The organism is Acinetobacter sp. VT 511 (assembly GCF_001077515.1).
Taxonomy (GTDB): domain Bacteria; phylum Pseudomonadota; class Gammaproteobacteria; order Pseudomonadales; family Moraxellaceae; genus Acinetobacter; species Acinetobacter schindleri.
Genome location: NZ_LFRE01000048.1, coordinates 33,401 through 50,219 on the forward strand (window position 1 = coordinate 33,401; position 16,819 = coordinate 50,219).

Annotated in this window: 13 protein-coding genes, 1 other RNA gene and 2 pseudogenes; 7 read left to right on the top strand and 9 right to left on the bottom strand. The window is 42.9% G+C overall.

Annotation, left to right across the window (positions count from 1 at the left end; genetic code table 11):
• Positions 1-423 precede the first annotated feature (423 nt).
• Together ACS72_RS04445 and ACS72_RS04450 are read left to right on the top strand one after the other, a co-directional pair.
• A complete protein-coding gene (locus tag ACS72_RS04445; RefSeq protein WP_048881399.1) occupies positions 424-879 on the top strand; it encodes an ABZJ_00895 family protein in 456 nt (151 codons plus the stop codon).
• A gap of 180 nt (positions 880-1,059) precedes the next feature.
• Positions 1,060-1,971, top strand: coding sequence for a TIGR01777 family oxidoreductase (locus tag ACS72_RS04450; protein ID WP_048881351.1), 912 nt, complete (start codon positions 1,060-1,062; stop codon positions 1,969-1,971).
• Here ACS72_RS04450 and thiO read toward each other — a convergent pair.
• Together thiO and hemB are read right to left on the bottom strand one after the other, a co-directional pair.
• Entirely contained in the window at positions 1,951-3,072 is a 1,122-nt protein-coding gene (gene thiO, locus ACS72_RS04455) for a glycine oxidase ThiO (RefSeq protein WP_048881352.1), read from the bottom strand. The two genes, ACS72_RS04450 and thiO, sit on opposite strands and share 21 nt — an antisense overlap.
• Positions 3,073-3,155: 83 nt before the next feature.
• On the bottom strand, positions 3,156-4,169 hold the full coding sequence (gene hemB / locus ACS72_RS04460; RefSeq protein WP_048881353.1) for a porphobilinogen synthase: 1,014 nt from the start codon (positions 4,167-4,169) through the stop codon (positions 3,156-3,158).
• 107 nt (positions 4,170-4,276) lie between these two features.
• On the opposite strand from hemB, the gene ACS72_RS04465 reads away from it, so the two are divergent.
• Entirely contained in the window at positions 4,277-4,768 is a 492-nt protein-coding gene (locus ACS72_RS04465; RefSeq protein ID WP_048881354.1) for a thioesterase family protein, read from the top strand.
• Between the two features lie 50 nt (positions 4,769-4,818).
• On the opposite strand, the gene glpK is transcribed toward ACS72_RS04465, so the two are convergent.
• Entirely contained in the window at positions 4,819-6,303 is a 1,485-nt protein-coding gene (gene glpK / locus ACS72_RS04470; RefSeq protein ID WP_048881355.1) for a glycerol kinase GlpK, read from the bottom strand.
• Between the two features lie 130 nt (positions 6,304-6,433).
• Between glpK and ssrA the strand changes: the two genes are divergently transcribed.
• Together ssrA and ACS72_RS04475 are read left to right on the top strand one after the other, a co-directional pair.
• Positions 6,434-6,794, top strand: a transfer-messenger RNA (tmRNA) gene (gene ssrA, locus ACS72_RS17295).
• Positions 6,795-6,976: 182 nt separating this feature from the next.
• Positions 6,977-7,597: pseudogene (locus ACS72_RS04475) on the top strand (tyrosine-type recombinase/integrase); the annotation flags it as partial.
• On the opposite strand, the pseudogene ACS72_RS04480 reads toward ACS72_RS04475, so the two are convergent.
• Positions 7,589-8,471 (bottom strand): annotated as a pseudogene (locus tag ACS72_RS04480) (Rieske 2Fe-2S domain-containing protein); the annotation flags it as partial. The pseudogenes ACS72_RS04475 and ACS72_RS04480 sit on opposite strands and share 9 nt — an antisense overlap.
• A 395-nt stretch (positions 8,472-8,866) precedes the next feature.
• Between ACS72_RS04480 and ACS72_RS04485 the strand changes: the two are divergent.
• Together ACS72_RS04485 and wecB are read left to right on the top strand one after the other, a co-directional pair.
• A complete protein-coding gene (locus ACS72_RS04485; RefSeq protein WP_048881356.1) occupies positions 8,867-10,039 on the top strand; it encodes a M48 family metallopeptidase in 1,173 nt (390 codons plus the stop codon).
• A 2-nt stretch (positions 10,040-10,041) separates the two neighbouring features.
• On the top strand, positions 10,042-11,196 hold the full coding sequence (wecB, locus tag ACS72_RS04490) for a non-hydrolyzing UDP-N-acetylglucosamine 2-epimerase (RefSeq protein ID WP_048881357.1): 1,155 nt from the start codon (positions 10,042-10,044) through the stop codon (positions 11,194-11,196).
• Here wecB and ACS72_RS04495 read toward each other — a convergent pair.
• From ACS72_RS04495 to ACS72_RS04515, 5 genes are read right to left on the bottom strand one after another with little or no spacing between them, the layout of a single operon-like run.
• A complete protein-coding gene (locus tag ACS72_RS04495; RefSeq protein WP_048881358.1) occupies positions 11,186-12,061 on the bottom strand; it encodes a hypothetical protein in 876 nt (291 codons plus the stop codon). The two genes, wecB and ACS72_RS04495, sit on opposite strands and share 11 nt — an antisense overlap.
• Entirely contained in the window at positions 12,061-13,881 is a 1,821-nt protein-coding gene (locus ACS72_RS04500) for a hypothetical protein (protein WP_048881359.1), read from the bottom strand. Before ACS72_RS04500 ends, ACS72_RS04495 begins: the two co-directional genes overlap by 1 nt.
• On the bottom strand, positions 13,878-15,131 hold the full coding sequence (locus ACS72_RS04505; protein ID WP_045796777.1) for a glycosyltransferase: 1,254 nt from the start codon (positions 15,129-15,131) through the stop codon (positions 13,878-13,880). Before ACS72_RS04505 ends, ACS72_RS04500 begins: the two co-directional genes overlap by 4 nt.
• Positions 15,128-16,021 carry a hypothetical protein gene (locus tag ACS72_RS04510; protein ID WP_045796778.1) on the bottom strand — a complete coding sequence of 298 codons (894 nt, stop codon included), beginning with the start codon at positions 16,019-16,021 and terminating at the stop codon, positions 15,128-15,130. Before ACS72_RS04510 ends, ACS72_RS04505 begins: the two co-directional genes overlap by 4 nt.
• Positions 16,018-16,533, bottom strand: coding sequence for a hypothetical protein (locus ACS72_RS04515; RefSeq protein WP_228156214.1), 516 nt, complete (start codon positions 16,531-16,533; stop codon positions 16,018-16,020). Before ACS72_RS04515 ends, ACS72_RS04510 begins: the two co-directional genes overlap by 4 nt.
• Positions 16,534-16,819: the final 286 nt, after the last annotated feature.

A 16,819-nucleotide genomic window follows, 5' to 3' on the forward strand; every position in this document is an offset into this window, starting at 1 on the left:
GGTCTGGATGAAAAATATCAGTATAGTGAGCTCGATCTGAGAAAACCAGTATCGGGTTGGGCAACTACTTTTTATCTGACCCTAATAAGGTAATTTAATTTCTTGTTTTTTATCTATGTTTAAACTAGAGCAATAAGGAATAAAAATTTAGAAGCCCAAAAAATAAAGACCGACGATTCGAGTGATGGTGAAATCGTCGGTCAAAGTATGCTGTTTAAGAAAATTTTGGCTGCTATTCAAAACTTTCTGCTGCACACGAGTCTTATTGCTTTAGCAAAGATCAAACAGATTTGTGGATGCCGGTACAAATTTGGTGACCTTGTACCCTATATAACGTCAGCTTTACAGGATCGGTTGACAATACAATGAAAAAAAACTCATTTTTTTTTATACTGATTGCATTCTTTTGTGTGAGTGATGGCTATGGCGCTGCTAAGACGCTATTTTCTCTGGTTTTTTTTAATCTGTTTTGTGATGACCTGTATTTGCGGAGTGATTGCAGCCCTAATGCCGATGGGAATGGGGGCTGTGCTGACCATGGTGCCGTATCTGGTGGCCATGATCTGGGTATTATTTAAATTTCTTCGTCAGAACCGTCGGGCACCGACACAAGCCGAACGTAAAAAAATCACTTTAGGATTCAGCCTGATTTTCTGGGGGTATAATCTGGCATTTTTATTATTGGGAATTCTGGTCGCAACCCGGTCCAATCCGAATGCCTGGCAGGATTTCATACTGTATCTTCAACAACCGCAGTTTATGAGTGTCGTGGTGATCATGTTCCTGTTGATTGCGATTCCATTGTATCTGCTGACTTACTGGTTCTATGGAAATCAGGCTCAGCGCATGGCCAACAAAATGTTTGGTAGCTCTCAGTAAATTATTTGCACATAAGTGACTAGAACTTTAGTCTAAAAAAAAAGCCTGAAACCCCTTAATATTCAGGCTTGATATCTTTTTCTGTAAGTCATTACGATGAATGGTATTTTTTGATAACTGCAAAGATTAGCCAGTTCAGTACAATGTTTGGGACCTAAGAAAAACAGCGACTGAATAACAATGCATAAGCCTGTCGTACTCATTACCGGAGCTAGTGGTTTTATTGGCCAATATGCGGTCAAACACTTTCTTGGACTAGATTGTCATGTCATTGGCCTGACGCGTGAACACCATCGCTTGGAAATGCATCCAGATTTTCACTGGATCAATGATTTTGATGAACTGCGTACCCGTCAGATTGATTATGTCATTAATCTGGCGGGTGAAAATATCGGTGCAGAGCGCTGGACTGCCGAGCGTAAAGATATTCTCTTGCAGAGCCGATTAGAAACGACCCGTCAACTCTATGAATTTTTAAAAAAGAATCAGATTTTCCCGAAATGTATTTTGTCTACATCTGCCGTGGGTTATTACGGTATTGATCCTCAAGAACAATGGCAACAGGTGTATACGGAAGAAGCTGCGCCCCAACAGATTTTCATGTCTCAGCTTTGTGCGCAGTGGGAGCAGCTGGCCTTATCCTATACTGATCAGAATACCAAGATTATGCGTTTTGGTGTGGTGCTGGGTAGAAGAGGTGGCATCTTGCCACAAATGCTGATGCCAATCAAAATGAATCTGGTGGGTCGAATCGGGAGTGGTCGGCAGCCATTCGCCTGGGTGCATATCCAGGATCTGCTTAACGTGATGGATTTTCTGTTGCATGAAAAAAGCAACGCTCACATTTTTAATGTGGTCGCGCCTGAGAAAACCAGCCAGCTGCGTTTTAGTCAGACAGCAGCCGAGCTACTGAAACGTAAACCGCTATTCGCTTTGCCTGGAAGTATTATGCAGTGGATGTTGGGTGAGCAGTCACAACTGATTTTAAATGGTCAGTATGTCCAGCCTAAAGCACTGCAAGATGCTGGCTTTGAATTTGAGTTTCCAAGCATCAAGGAAGCACTCACGGATCTAGTGGGCAAGCGCAGTTAAAAGCTGTAACTGATCTGGTGCATAGGCTTGTGAATCCACTAAAGTCGACTGTCCGAACATCAGCTGTCTGAGCAAAATAGCGGAGGCAGGCGCCATACATAAGCCATTGCGGAAATGGCCGAAATTGGCCCAGCCATTTTTCAAATTTGGCAGTTGACCTATATAAGGAATGCCTTGCGGTGAGCCGGGACGTAAGCCAGCCCATTCCTGGACAATCGGGAATTCTGCCAGTTCTGGAACCATCTCAAAACTGGCATCCAGAATTTTCTGACGAATCTCGACAGCAGGCGTGGTATTAAAACCAACTTCGCGCATGCTGGAACCACAGACAATATGCCCATCCTGACGTGGAATCAGGTACATGACCTGATTCATACACATGGTCGGCAGCCAGTGGTCTGGCGTTTTAAACAACACCATCTGTCCCTGAACAGGATGCACTGGGATATCTCTTGTTAGCTGCAGCGACCATTGTGCTGACCATGCGCCGGTGCTGAAGACAAACTGATCTGCTGCAATCCAGTCACCCTGTTCAGTTTGCACCGCATCAATTTGTGCACTACCAATTTTTATTTTCCGAACTGGCGTATGTTCTAGCCAACGCACGTAGGGATGCTGTTTTAAATAATGAATAATGGATTGGAGTAAGCGAGGGTTACGTACATTGGCGATGTGGGGGAAGTACAAAGCATGTTTAAATTCGGATGAAACCTGCGGATTGATCTGCTCAATCTGTTCCTGCTCGATATAAAGCGCTTGCTGCATCGGCTCATGATGTCGTTGAGCATAGTGATAGCCAATGTCGAAATCTTCTTCATCAAAGATCAGCATGCCGGTTTCATGAATTTCAAAATCAATGCCAGTAACTGGTTTTAATTTGTTATTCCAGGCCTGATATAGCGGTTTGGCATATTTGGCCAAGGCATTGACTGCCTGAGGATAACGCCATGGATACATCGGGGAAAGAATACCGCCACCGGCCCAGGAGGCAGCTTTTCCTGCCTGCTGCTGATCCAGAATCGTTACTGAACAGCCCTGTTCAATCAACTCCAGTGCAGTCATGAGTCCATTAATCCCTGCACCAATGATGGCAATATGCATCAGGTTTTAACCCTTATTTTCGAATCTTGTTTAAACCAAAAACCAAAAAAATGCCTTCCTTGAATCAAGAAAGGCATTCCAGACTATTTCATTTCTTTCAGTTTGATTGCAGCTTCTTCCGCAAAGTAAGTCCAGATGCCATCTGCACCAGCACGGCGGCAGCTCATCAATGATTCCAGAATCACGCTGTCAGATAGCCAGCCATTCTGGATTGCACCCGCCAGCATCGCATATTCACCGCTAACCTGATACACGAAGGTTGGAATGCCAAAAGTATCTTTGACTTCACGTACGATATCCAGATAAGGAAGGCCTGGTTTTACAATGACCATGTCTGCACCTTCCTGAATATCCAAGGCGATTTCATGCAGGGCTTCGGCACGGTTGCCGACATCCATCTGGTAATTGTACTTATTGCCGCCTTTCAGGTTGCTTGAAGAACCTACTGCATCACGGAAGGGGCCGTAGAAGCTGGAGGCATATTTGGCAGAGTAGGCCATGATAGACGTATAGATATGACCATTGGCTTCAAAAGCTTCACGAATCGCGCCGATACGGCCATCCATCATGTCACTTGGTGCAAAAATATCCGCACCGGCTTCGGCATGGCTTAAGCCCTGTTTAATCAGACATTCAACCGTTTCCTCATTTAAGACATAACCAGTTTCATCGATAATGCCATCCTGACCATGCGTGGTATAAGGGTCCAATGCACCATCGGTAATCAGTACCATTTCTGGTAATTCTTTTTTCAGCAGGCGAACAGTGGTTTGAACCAGACCATCTTCATGCCATGCTGCTTCAGCAGTCAGACTTTTGTCTTCTTGTGGCGTTACCGGGAACAGCGCTAGTTTGCTGACACCTAACTCAAGCAGGCGTTCAGCTTTTTTCACCAGCAGATCTGCCGAAAGACGCTGAATATTTGGCATACTTGGCACGTCTTGAGTCTGGTTTTGACCCGGTAAAACAAATACTGGATAAATGAGATGATCAGCCATGAGGTGCGTTTCACGAACCATTGAGCGCAGGTGTTCATTTTTACGAATACGACGCATGCGAGTTACAGGAAACGCGGGACGATTGAACGTATAGGTCATAAAAATCTCATTGATCAATATTAAACTATGGGTATTGTAGTGCCTTAATTTGCATTTAGGGCAAATGGATACATTTTTTTATTTAATCAAGGTTATTCGAGCAAACTATGACGGTAGCAGAGAAAAGTTGGACAGGAAATATTGATTTAGGCTCGAATAAGAATGTTCTATTCAACCAGTTGTGTGATGCTTTTAATGCTTCACCATTCTACCAATATTGCGGTATGCAAATGCGCGTTGTGGATGGACAGATTGAAGCATATGTGGAAATGCAGAAGGATCTGATTGGCAATGTGGCATTCCAGATTTTACATGGTGGTGTGGCTGCCACCATTCTGGATAGTATTGGTGGAATTACCGCAATGGGTGAGCTGTACAAAAAAGCCAGCCCTGAAGATATGCAAGAAACCAGCAAAAAAGTTTCACGTCTGGCGACTGTGGATATGCGTGTCGACTATCTGGCACCCGGGCGTGGCAAATACTTTACTGCACGTGCAGAAACCCTGCGTCTGGGGCGTAAGGGATGTACCATGCGCATGACCCTGATTAATGATGAAGCTAAACCGATTGCGACTGCGATCGCCTCTTATGCTTACTAGAAGCTGAGATAATTAAAAAAACCGCTGAATATTCAGCGGTTTTTTATGGCTTATAAATCTGATTTGGCCCGTTTTAAGGCATTTTTCCATTTGGCCAAGTGTGCTTCACGTTCATCATTTTGCATTTTCGGTTCAAAGGCCTGATCCAGTTGCCAGGACTGGGCAATCTCATCCAGACTGGAAAAAACTCCGGACTTTAAACCGGCCATCGCTGCTGCCCCCCAAGCGGTGGATTCCAGCATTTTGGGACGTAGCACAGGGACATTCAGTAGATCAGCCTGGAACTGCATCAATATATCATTTGAACTTGCGCCACCATCGACACGGAGTTCTTTTAAAGGATGAGCAATATCAGATTGCATTGCAGTCAGAATATCGGATACTTGAAAGGCAATAGATTCTAAAGCAGCACGTGCAATATGGGACTTATTGGTACCGCGTGACATCCCACAAAGTAAAGCACGTGCTTCACTGTCCCAGTGCGGTGCACCGAGACCAGTAAAGGCAGGTACCAAAACTACGCCGTCTGTATCTGGAACTTTACAGGCCAGTTTTTCTACATCTGAACTTTTTTGGATAATCCCCAGACCATCCCGTAACCATTGCACCACCGCACCCGCCATAAAGATACTGCCTTCCAGTGCGTAGGTCGTGTGACCCTGTGCTTGCCAGGCAAGCGTGGAAAGCAGCTTATTCTGACTCAGTTGAATATCATGACCAGTATTAAACAGCATAAAACAGCCGGTTCCATAAGTGTTTTTTGCCATACCGGGTTCAAAACAGGATTGGCCAAACAGGGCAGATTGTTGGTCGCCCAAAATACCGGTAATAGGAATGGTAGCACCTAATAAACCAGGTGCCGTATCTGCAATATGGCAATCAGAGCTGATGATTCTTGGCAGGACTGCAGCTGGAATATTAAACAGATCCAGTAGGCTCTCATCCCAACTTTGAGTTTGCAGATTCATGAGCATGGTACGGGAAGCATTACTGGCTTCAATGACATGTTCAGCGCCTTGGGTCAGGTTCCAGATCAGCCAGCTATCGATGGTGCCAAAAGCGACATGTCCCTGTTCTGCCAAGGCGCGTAAACCCTCAGTATTTTCTAATAACCAGACCAGCTTTCCCGCACTGAAATAGGGGTCAATGCGTAGACCGGTTGTTTGTTGTACCTGATCCATCAGGCCTTGCTGAATCAGCTGATTACACCATTCTGTCGCACGGCGGTCCTGCCAGATAATCGCCGGCGCAAGGGGCTTGCCATTGCGACGGTCCCATACCACAGTGGTTTCACGCTGATTGGTGAGTCCAATCGCTTTAATGTCTTTTGCTAGAACTCCCGCAGAAGCGATCGCTTGCTGAACGACACCAATTTGGGTAGTCCAAATTTCTAAGGCATCTTGCTCGACCCAACCCGAACGAGGAGTTTGAATATGTGTTTCTTTTTGAGCTGTCGCTTGAACCTGTCCATGTTCATTAAAAATAATTGCACGACTAGACGTCGTTCCCTGATCAAGGGCCAATAAATAGCTCATAATTTTTTTAAATACTGACTTGAATTTTTAAATATTAGCGCAATTATGTAATCAGGCGTATTCAAAAGTGTATTTGTGTAGAAAATGCATCGTATTTTTTACTAGTTATGCTATGATTGCTCTGTACTTTGGGGGTGTTCTTGGCTTCGACGCTGATGATGAAACTCATAGATGCATGCCGAGAGCGCATTTTCTCTCGTAAATAAAATTTGCATTTTAATAGTCGCAAACGACGAAACTTACGCTCTAGCTGCCTAAGGGCAGCTTGTCCGCATCCCTGAATACTTGTGGTTAGGGGTCCCGACTGAAGCGAACGCACACAAGTCCGTATGAAATCAAGCCTTGGGGTTTCGTACTAAATCTTAAAGGATCGCGATTTGTACCCTGTTCGTCGGGTCACAAAGAGCTAAACCAATAGACGATATCTAAGCATGTAGTATTCTCGAGCGTAATGTTGGCGGACGCGGGTTCAACTCCCGCCACCTCCACCAAAATTCTTTCCGAAGTAATCCATCGGAATCTAAAAAAGCCTTTAAACTCAATGTTTAAAGGCTTTTTTTTATGCCTATTTGTCCGATAGCGTCTGATCCCATTTGACTCCATATTTGCTCTTTGTGGGTAAATATTGGGAAAATTTACCCAGAAATTAATACATCAATTATGGGTAATCGATATGCCACTTACAGATACTGAATGTAGAAAAGCACAGCCGAAAGATAAACAGTATCGTCTTTCAGATTCACATGGTTTATCTCTAATCATTACCACCAAAGGTCAAAAATATTGGAATGTGCGCGTCACTGTCCATGGTGAACGTAAGTCTGAATCGCTTGGCCCATATCCAGATTTAAGCTTAAAAAAGGCAAGGGAACTTGCATATGAGCTTAAGCATCGATACTCACGTTCAGTATTGCATGAAGACTTAAAGCCCTATTTCAAAGAAGTTGCAGAAGATTGGTTTAATAATCAAAAAGAAACCTGGTCATCCAAACATATCAGTAATGTACGGGCTTCATTGGATGAGCTTTATATTGCTCTTGCTAATAAGCGTATTAATCAAATTCAGGCACCTGAGATTCTCCAGATCATTAAGAAAATTGAGGCAAGAGGTTCGCTTGAAATTGCAAAACGTACCTTATCTCGCTGTGGTATGGTCATGAAATATGCCATTGCACATGGATACCGCTATGATAATCCGGCAGGTGATCTGGTTTGTGCGCTCAAGAACAAAAGAGTCAAAAACCTGGCTTCGCTTACAGCCTCTGAAATGCCTGAATTTTTAAGAAAGATACGGCATTACAGTGCTATAACATGGACGGACTGCTGGATTGGGCATATCACTGAATAATACACTATGACCATTTTTAAAGCTGAACCAGCCATCATCAGTTGCAGCATCACCAGCACCTAATTTGTTGTAATCTAACATATCTAAGTCAGCTCCTTTTTCGATATTCACTTGCTGACGATGCTGAACAGTCGATACATAATTATAGTGCACTGTACTGACGTGATAACCGTCTAAACCATTTTCATTCTGTAATTTCCAATTGCCTGCAAAGGTATAAGCTGATTTACCTTGAAATACTTCAAGCTCACCCGTTGGTGACTGCTCAACCATTAAATCAAGAAAGCCCTTGGCATCGCCCAAAAAATCTTCTAAACAATCTGTCGCTTGGTTATCTAAACTAACAAATACAAAACCACGATAACTCAATACGACGTTGTTTAAGACCACGTATGGTTTTATCGAAGTGTTCGCAATATTCGCCTGAAGCCTTAACTTTAATTAGGCGACTATCTGATTTATAGGTGCAGGTATGGAAGGGACAGGCAAACGTGGCCTGGTTTCCTTTACTGACACGTGTCAAGGTAGCGCCGCGGTGTTCACACGCATTGACCATGGCATGAAGTTCAGCATTACTGTCGCGGCTAATAATTAGGGGTTGGCGACCAATTTAAACCGTCACATAATCGTTATTATTTGGAATTTCACTTTCGTGACAGGCATAAATCCAGGCTTTTTCAAAGATCTGCTCCATCTCAAGGTCAAACAGTTCAGCTTCAGTGAACATGTCTCGAGCAATGCGGTACACACCATCATGTGGAAGAGAATCAATACAGTTCTTAACAAAGTCTTGCCATTCAGTAATACTGCGTAAGGTCATTATTATATCCTCTAGTCTATTAGGATATTTCCCTCATTAAAGCGAAATTCATCCTATACAGCTATCCAAATCCTCCAGATCTTTATCCGTTGTTTAGGATACTAAATAATTTTTAATTTAAATGATTAGCCTGAATCGCGGATAAGCAATTGGTCGTGAAAAACAGGAAGATTAGAGCAATCAGCTGAGTTACCACATAAATAAAAAAATGATAATTTAAATAATAGATTTATCAGTTTGAATAGGATTTATAATAATAATGTTCTCATATTTTCTATGAATACCATATCACCTGTAAAAAAAATAGAGAGTTTGGTAACTTAATTTAATTCACATTAAGTTTAAAATAAAATACTGTTATAGTGGAAGTATAAAATTCTAAATCACTTGTTAATATGAAAAAATTAACTATAATTTCAATTGCTTACTTAATGATTTTTAGCTTTCCTACTCAAGCAGAAAATACATCTGAATTATATAAATTATGGGAACAATATTACCAAATAGAACAGACTAGCCCAGAGCAGGCAGCGCACATTTTGCAGCAAATTAGCCAGAAATCGCCACAAGATCCAAAGGTGTGGAAAACCTGGACATATCTGGAAATGCGTAAAAATAATAATAATCAAGCCTTAATCTATATTGATCGAACCCTTGAATTAACACCGAATGATGAACAATTGTTATTGCAAAAAGCCTATCTATTGAATTCTGCTCAACGTAATCCCGAAGCTTTAGAAATATTCAAAAAACTGCAAAATTCCTCAGATCCTGAAACAGCAGCCAAAGCCCAACAGGCAGTAATCAATTTAAGTGGAACAACAAGCGGTCAGACTAAGAATACTTTTACCGATATCTATTTTTCTCCTTCTTTTGAAGGACGTTACGACACGGCCATCTTGCCCTTGAAGTTCCGTTATGGACGTTACTGGGGAGAAGAAAACCGTGGCCAGATTTATGGCTTTGCCAGTATCAACCGGGATACCCGATCTACCGGTGGTGCACGACCTGAGATTATTGACCAGAATGCAGCCATTGTCGGTGTTGGAACGAATTACCGTCCTTGGGAATGGCCAGTCTATCTGTATCTGGAACTCGGCGGAAGTTATGATTTGATCGATTTAAATCGAGACAAATTCAGGGAAAGCATTAATTTTGGTTTGACGGGTTATCAGGAATGGTATTGGCAGGATTCCAAAACTGGCCATAGTCCGGTTCCCCAGCAGATCCAGTATTTTGCAGAACTGTATGGCAATGCGGCAAGTTATTCACGTGAAGATTATAATGTAATTGGTGATTTGCGTCTGCGTACTGGCTGGAACTTTAACCGGGATCATCTAGGCAATATCCAGACATATTTGAAGCTACATACGATTAATGATTCCAATAATGAATTTTATAACAACTTGGCAGAGCTGGGACCGGGTATAGCTTGGCAACCTGCAGACTTCCCAATCAAGCTACGTGTTGAACAGATGTATGGCAAATATGTAAATGGGGCACCTGAGTCTGGAAAAAGAACTTTCGATAATACCCGAGTAGAACTGACTTATTACTGGAGTTTTTAACCATGCCGATTGATCTTTCTTTTATTTTTGGTACCCGTCCTGAACTGATTAAACTGGCACCAGTTATCTTAAAAGCCCGGCAAGATTCACGTTTTAAAGTTAATGTGGTATTTACTGGCCAGCATCTGGAACTGGTACAGGATGCAATCGAGTTTTTCCAGATCGAAATTGATCATCATCTGCAAATCATGCAGCCAGGCAAAAGCCTGAATATCCTGTTAAGCAAGGCATTGACCGAATTGGATCAGGTATATCGTGACATGCCAAAATGTGATGTGATTGTAGTGCAAGGGGATACTACCACTGTACTTGCAGGTGCTTTGGTGGCCTTTAATCTGAATATTTATCTGGCGCATGTTGAAGCCGGATTACGCTCTTTTGATCTAATGCATCCTTTTCCGGAAGAAGCTAACCGACAACTGGTTTCCCGCTTGGCCCACTGGCATTTTGCGCCAACCCGACGTTCTGCAGAAAATTTACGCCAGGAAAATATTCCAGACCAGCAGATTTTTATTACCGGTAATACCGTGGTTGATGCTATTCATCATGCCCGTGATTTAATGCAGTCTTCTTCTCAGCAGTCTCAGCAAAGGTTAGAGCGAATGGGGCTAAAGTTAAATGAACAAGATAAACTGGTCTTGCTGACCGCACATCGACGGGAAAATTTTGGCGAAGGTATTCAGAATATCTGTGCCGCCATTCATACACTATGTAGCCGTTATCCAGAGCTGCATTTTGCCTGGCCTGTGCACCTCAATCCGCAGGTATATGAAATCGCCTATCGCGAGTTTCTGAATCATCCGCAGGTGCATTTGTTAAAACCGCTGGATTATCCGGACTTACTGGCTGTTTTAGGTACAGCCTATTTTATTATGACAGATTCAGGCGGTATCCAAGAAGAAAGCCCCACCTATCAAAAACCGGTGCTCATACTGCGGGATGTAACGGAACGCCCGGAGGTGGTTGAAGCAGGTTGTGGAATACTGGTCGGTACTGATCAGACCAAAATCGTACAAGAGTTTTCTCGTCTAATGGATGATCCAGCCTATTATCGACAACATGCAGAAGTCGAAAATCCATTTGGTGATGGTCATGCTTCGGAACGTATTTTGGAACAGATGCTGCAAGATTTAACCGTGGCAGAGTCTAGTAATTGATTTTCATCCACAGATAAAGCCAGAGCACACTGGCTTTATTTACATAATGTGGACCATCAAAAATATAGACACGCTCTCCAGCATAGGCTTTCAACTGTTTTGCAATTTCCCAAGGGTAGGCTGCACGAAAGCCACCTCCCGGTTTAGGCCGGAAAGCTTCGAGAATAATCACAACTCTCTTGTCACCGACCTGATGTTTAAGGTTTTGGTAAATTACCGTAGCCTCTTCAGGACTGCGCGTGCCCACACCGACGCCATCCTGAAAAAAAACTTGGGCATTATCAGGCAACCAGCTTTCAAGCCAATAATGTAAAAACCGTGATTTGCGGTCTGCACTATAGATGCTGATCCAGACCGGTCGCTGGAACTCGGCAACATAACGGGCCAGATTGGAAACCCCATGCCAGCTTGGGTCAGCTTCTACAGGAAAGTAATAAGCAGAAGGCTGGACTGGAAGAGGAGTCTTAATAATCTGTTGGGATTGTAAAAAGAGCTGGTCAATATTTTCACGTGCCACAGGTTCCTGAAAAATGCCTGCCAGACCTAAGATAACCTGCTTGGACCAGGGTTGTTCGGCAATCGTATTCCAGTCCGGCTGATGTTGCCATTGTGCTCCGGAGATTTCTTTAAAAAAGGAACGTCCGTCTACAATACTCCATTGAGTGACTAAGGTATCGATGCCTAATAAGTGCCAGTTACCGGAGGCGTGACTCATCTGGTCAACCTGCCAGAAAATACCCTCAATTTTAGGCGCTGTTACCGCTTTAGCATCTGCACGTGCCATAAAAAACGCAGAGCCAGTAAAAGCTAAGGTAGGAAGTGCCAGTAACACCAGTAAGCCTAAAATCAGGTATTTTTTCATCATTATTCTTCTTTGGTTTTTTGTGCCTTACGAGTTCTGCGCCAGAACAGCAGCCCTATAATAAGCGCAGCAACAATCACAAGAATAATAGCAATAGTTCGCATGGAAATCTGTTCAATTATCGGGGTTTCTGCTTTTTCTATAGCGGTTTGACTAAGTACGGTAATTTGTCCTTGGGCAGAAATAAACAAGGCCGCAGTATTGTTCGGGATTTTCTGCTGGATTTGCGGCCAAAAGCGGGCAAAATTTTCTACCCCGAGGTTGTTGTCGCTATAAATCCAGAAATTCCCGTTTCTGACGGTGATCAAACTACCATTTGCCGTAGTAGGTAAGTAAAGAATCTGACTGTATTTTTGCAATTCAGATTGATAACGCTGGGCATTCAGCAGGATATTAATGGTTTTAGGTGTACTTGGATTCAGCTGGGTGATATTCAGACCAATTGGATCATTACTGAGCAGCATGTTCTTGGCAACTTGAGCCAGGCTGATCGCGATGGGGGTGGCTATAGGCGTATTCATGGCAATTTCAGGAGTCTTGTCAAAAACTGTAGACAGGCTGATGACTCCCTGTTTCATCTGGTAAGGCAGACTAAGCTTGGATTTTTTAGCATCAATCCATAAGGCATTACCCGCATTAGGTAGACAATTATTGCTATTTAACTGGTTATTATTCACCGTCATGTTAAAGCTGTTGGTATAGGGATAATCTGCCCCTACAAATTCAAACTGCCGCTCAACCGGGCTGGAATCCAGTTTTGCCAGACTGGTACTACCTGCGAGTACTTCATTGAGCCAAACCTGTAAGGTCGAGCCTTGTAAGAGTCCGCTTTGCGAACGGAAATTAAGCTGACCCTTTAAAATATCCGTAACTTCCCAAACAGCAGGAAAGACCAGTGAAATATTTTTGGAAGTATTGTCTAGTTTGAAATCGGAAATGCCCAAATCAGCCAAGCTTTCAAAACGGCGTACACTGGCCCAGTTTGGTCGCGCGACAGGGCCATTTAAACTCACTGTTGCAGTATTTAGTTGTGCCAGATATTGCTGATTGAGCAGAGCATTGACGGCCATCAATAATTGGGATTCTGAAGAATATTCAATCGTCAGACTTGGTACCTGGTTAACCTGATTTAAACTCATCAGTGCTGCGGGTAATTTTGCGGCCGAACGCTGAATATTGATCATGAAATCAGGTGCTGATTCAGGAGTGGTATTTAGCCGCCATTGCACAGGTGTCGCAAAATTCCAGGCAGTTGCCAGCCTCCCCATCATGGTGGCTTCCAGGAAATTTGCCGTATTAAAACCTAGCAGTGCCTGTACCGGTTCTGGGCGGTTCAATTGGCTATTGAACAGGACATCCGGGAGTTGATTCAGCTGCATGCTGTTACGCTGCGATTGGTAACTCAGATTTGGTTGAGTCAAGGTAGTCTGTAAATTGCTTGATTCAAGACAGATATTGGCAGTGCTTTGTCCAGGTCCTGGTTTTTGTAAAATACTGATATCCAGCCGATGAAAACCGCTATCGGCAGGGGGGAGGCTAAAATTTAATGTGCCTTTACCACTCAAATTTTGTTGATGAATCAGCTGATTGTCATACCGGACAATCACCGTACTGCTACCCTGTACATCGAACTGACTGCTGAACTGGACATCCTGCCAGCTTTCACCTTTTCCAACATAAAAAAAGTAAGGCGTAGTTTGCTCTACATGCCGCGCAACTACATCATCAAGCTTCCAGGTGGTCGCATAGAGATGTGCACTAGACAATGCCAAGATAAGTGAAGACATTAATCTCAAAGGAGCTGTTTTTATGTGCATGATCATTTTTTTTCCTTCTTTCGTTCTGTCTTGTACCAGGTAATTCCCTCACCCTTGATTTTGCCTTTTAACATGTCCCAGGCGGCTTTAAAGACAATCAGGAGAAATACCTGTGAATAGGTGAAATAGGCGATAAAGGCATAGAAGTAAAATCGTTTAGGCACTTCTTTTTCCAGACTGAGGGTGAACCAGATCTGGACCAGATAAAGAATAAAGGCCAAAATGAAGAGTAAGGTAAATGGACCGGGAATCGTGGTACCATCAATACCGAGTAGGCCAACCACCAGCGTCATATGACTTAAGAACAGAGCTGGCAGAAAAATGATGTAACACATAATATTGTTGCCGATCTCCATTCCGATTGGAAAAGGATGCCGGAGCGCTGTTCTTAAATATTTACGGGTTACATAAAAGTTACCTTGAGTCCAACGCGAGCGTTGTTTGATAAAAATATTTAGGTCGCCCGGATCCTGTTGCCAGCCTACGGCATAAGGCACCCATTTAATCCGTTTATGTCCCAGAAAAATCCGGTAACTCATTTCGGTGTCATCGACCAAGGATTTTTCGTCAAATCCGCCTAGAATATCGAGTGCATCTCGCCAGATCACATAATTGGTTCCCATTAGGGTAGAAAGACGGAAACGCAGCCAGCGTCCACCCTGAAAAATCCACTGGAAATAGATAAACTCGATAGCGATAAAGGTACTAAGGGGGCTGTCTTTCCAGTTGCGGGTACGAACTTTGCCATTCACTGCGACCAGACTAGAATCTGCCAGCAAGGTCTGGGCAATCAGCCGTACACAATCCGGCTCTGGCGTACTGTCCGCATCATAAACCGCAATCAATTCTCCGCGGGCGTGTTTGAGTCCGTTATTCAAAGTTCTGGATTTACCTTTACCACCTTGACCTTTAGGCACATTGATGACCCGAATGACTGGAAATTCGGCAGCCATACGATCCGCAATTTCCTGGGTATTGTCTTTAGATGCATCATTAATCAGCAGTACTTCATAGCTTTCAGCCGGATAATCCTGTGCAGCTAGAGAACGTAAGGTATCTTCAATTACCAGTGCTTCATTATATGCCGGCACCAGCACACTCAGCATGGGCCAACGTTCAGGTATTGGTAAATTGGTCAATTCCTGACTGGCCTGAATCGAGTAACGCCAGGCAGAAAAGCTGAGCCAGGCCCAAAACGCTTGTGGAATCCAGATCCCGATAAAGCCGGTAATAAACAGAATATCGATCATGCTCATGATTTTTTGAACCTCCGCCATAACATGGTGATCAGGAGGATGAGCATTAAAATAACGATCACAAAAACGGATGCCCAGGAAGTTGAGGTACCCCAGAAGCTTAATAAATTAGGGTAATGGGTCGAGAGCACCAAGTGTAATGGCAAGATTATGATTCCTGCTGAGAGCAAGATATAGCCGAGTAGATTGGTATGCACCCGGTTCATTTGGCTGTCAAAGCGCGTATTTAAAAAGGTCCAGGAAATTCCCAATTCAGGATAAGCAATCTCACTTTCGGCAAGTGGCACCTGAGGATTCAGGATAATTCCAGTACCATTGAAAGCAGTTTGTGGGTAGGCGGTGTAAAATTGTTGCTGACCAGATTGAATTAAACGGGCGGGTAAAGGCAGTTGTCCATGATTGGCCTGAATAATGTAAAGTCCCGCAGGTAAAGTTTTGAGATTCGGATTCCAGCCATCCTGTATATAGGCCGCCATGGGACGTAGACCTGCACTGGTGGCGAGGGTCGCAAGTCCGCGAAAACGCTTTGGTTCGATACTGCTTAGATCAAGAATCGGGATAGCACCTTCCGAAACCTCCTGTTTGATCTGAAAGTAGATTGACGGTTTCATGAAATTTTCAGGAATGATTAAACCCGGTTTAATACCCTGATTTTTCATGGTTTGATAAGTTTCGTACTGTAGTTGATCCAAGCTAAATACCGGCCATAGCTTTCTGGAAGCAGGGAAATGAGCAGGAATTTGTGTAATATCTGAAGATTGTTCTGCCTGTACCGAATCGACTTCTTTAATCTCACACTGATAATATTGTTGATAATAAGAACTCAGTACCGGGTCAGGTAGTGTATTGACTGAAATGATCAGACCGCAGACATGCAACAAATGATTCATAGGCGTTCCTCCAGAGAGGACACGCCTTGATGATGAGATTGATGAGTAATCTCTGTTTTAATCAGTTCAATCTGTCTGATTTTTTCAATCAGTTGTTTGGAAATAGTAGATTCTCGATCGGCAATCATAATTACACGCAAGACCGAGAGCCGACTATCAGTAAAGGAAAAATGAGGAACTTGGAACTTACTTTCCAGCACATGGATAATTTTTTGTTGCAACAGTTTTAGTTCATCCACCTGCAACATATCTCTTAATAAGTTGTGGTTGGTAATTTCTATATAAATTTCATCATATTGAGGAATCAGATTCAGATTTAACATATCCTGAACCTGAGTTTGGGTATAGGAATAAGTACTAATAGGTAATGTTTTATGGGTCAGATTTTTACGATAAGTATCCAGTAAATTGTCTGTTTTCCTATTGGTCGACATCATTTCATAATAAATACTGAGTAGAAGTGGTGCGATAGGTAGAATAAAAAGCTGCAACAAGCGAGTATTAATATCCATGCTATCAGTCTGGACACTAAATAGAATATAAATAAAAAGAATGATAAAAATGACAATACTTAATACAACGGACTGAACTACATTTAAAAAGCGGCCTAACAGAATAAAGCCAATTAGAAGAATCCAGCTTCCGACTAGTTCCGTACGTACCCATTCATAGCCAATTAGTCCTATAAATATAACTATGACCATGGGTAAAAAGGTGATGGTTTGATTTGTCCTTACTAACCAATTTTTTTCCATTAAAATAATTATTAAAAATAATAATTTAAGATAATAATGAAAT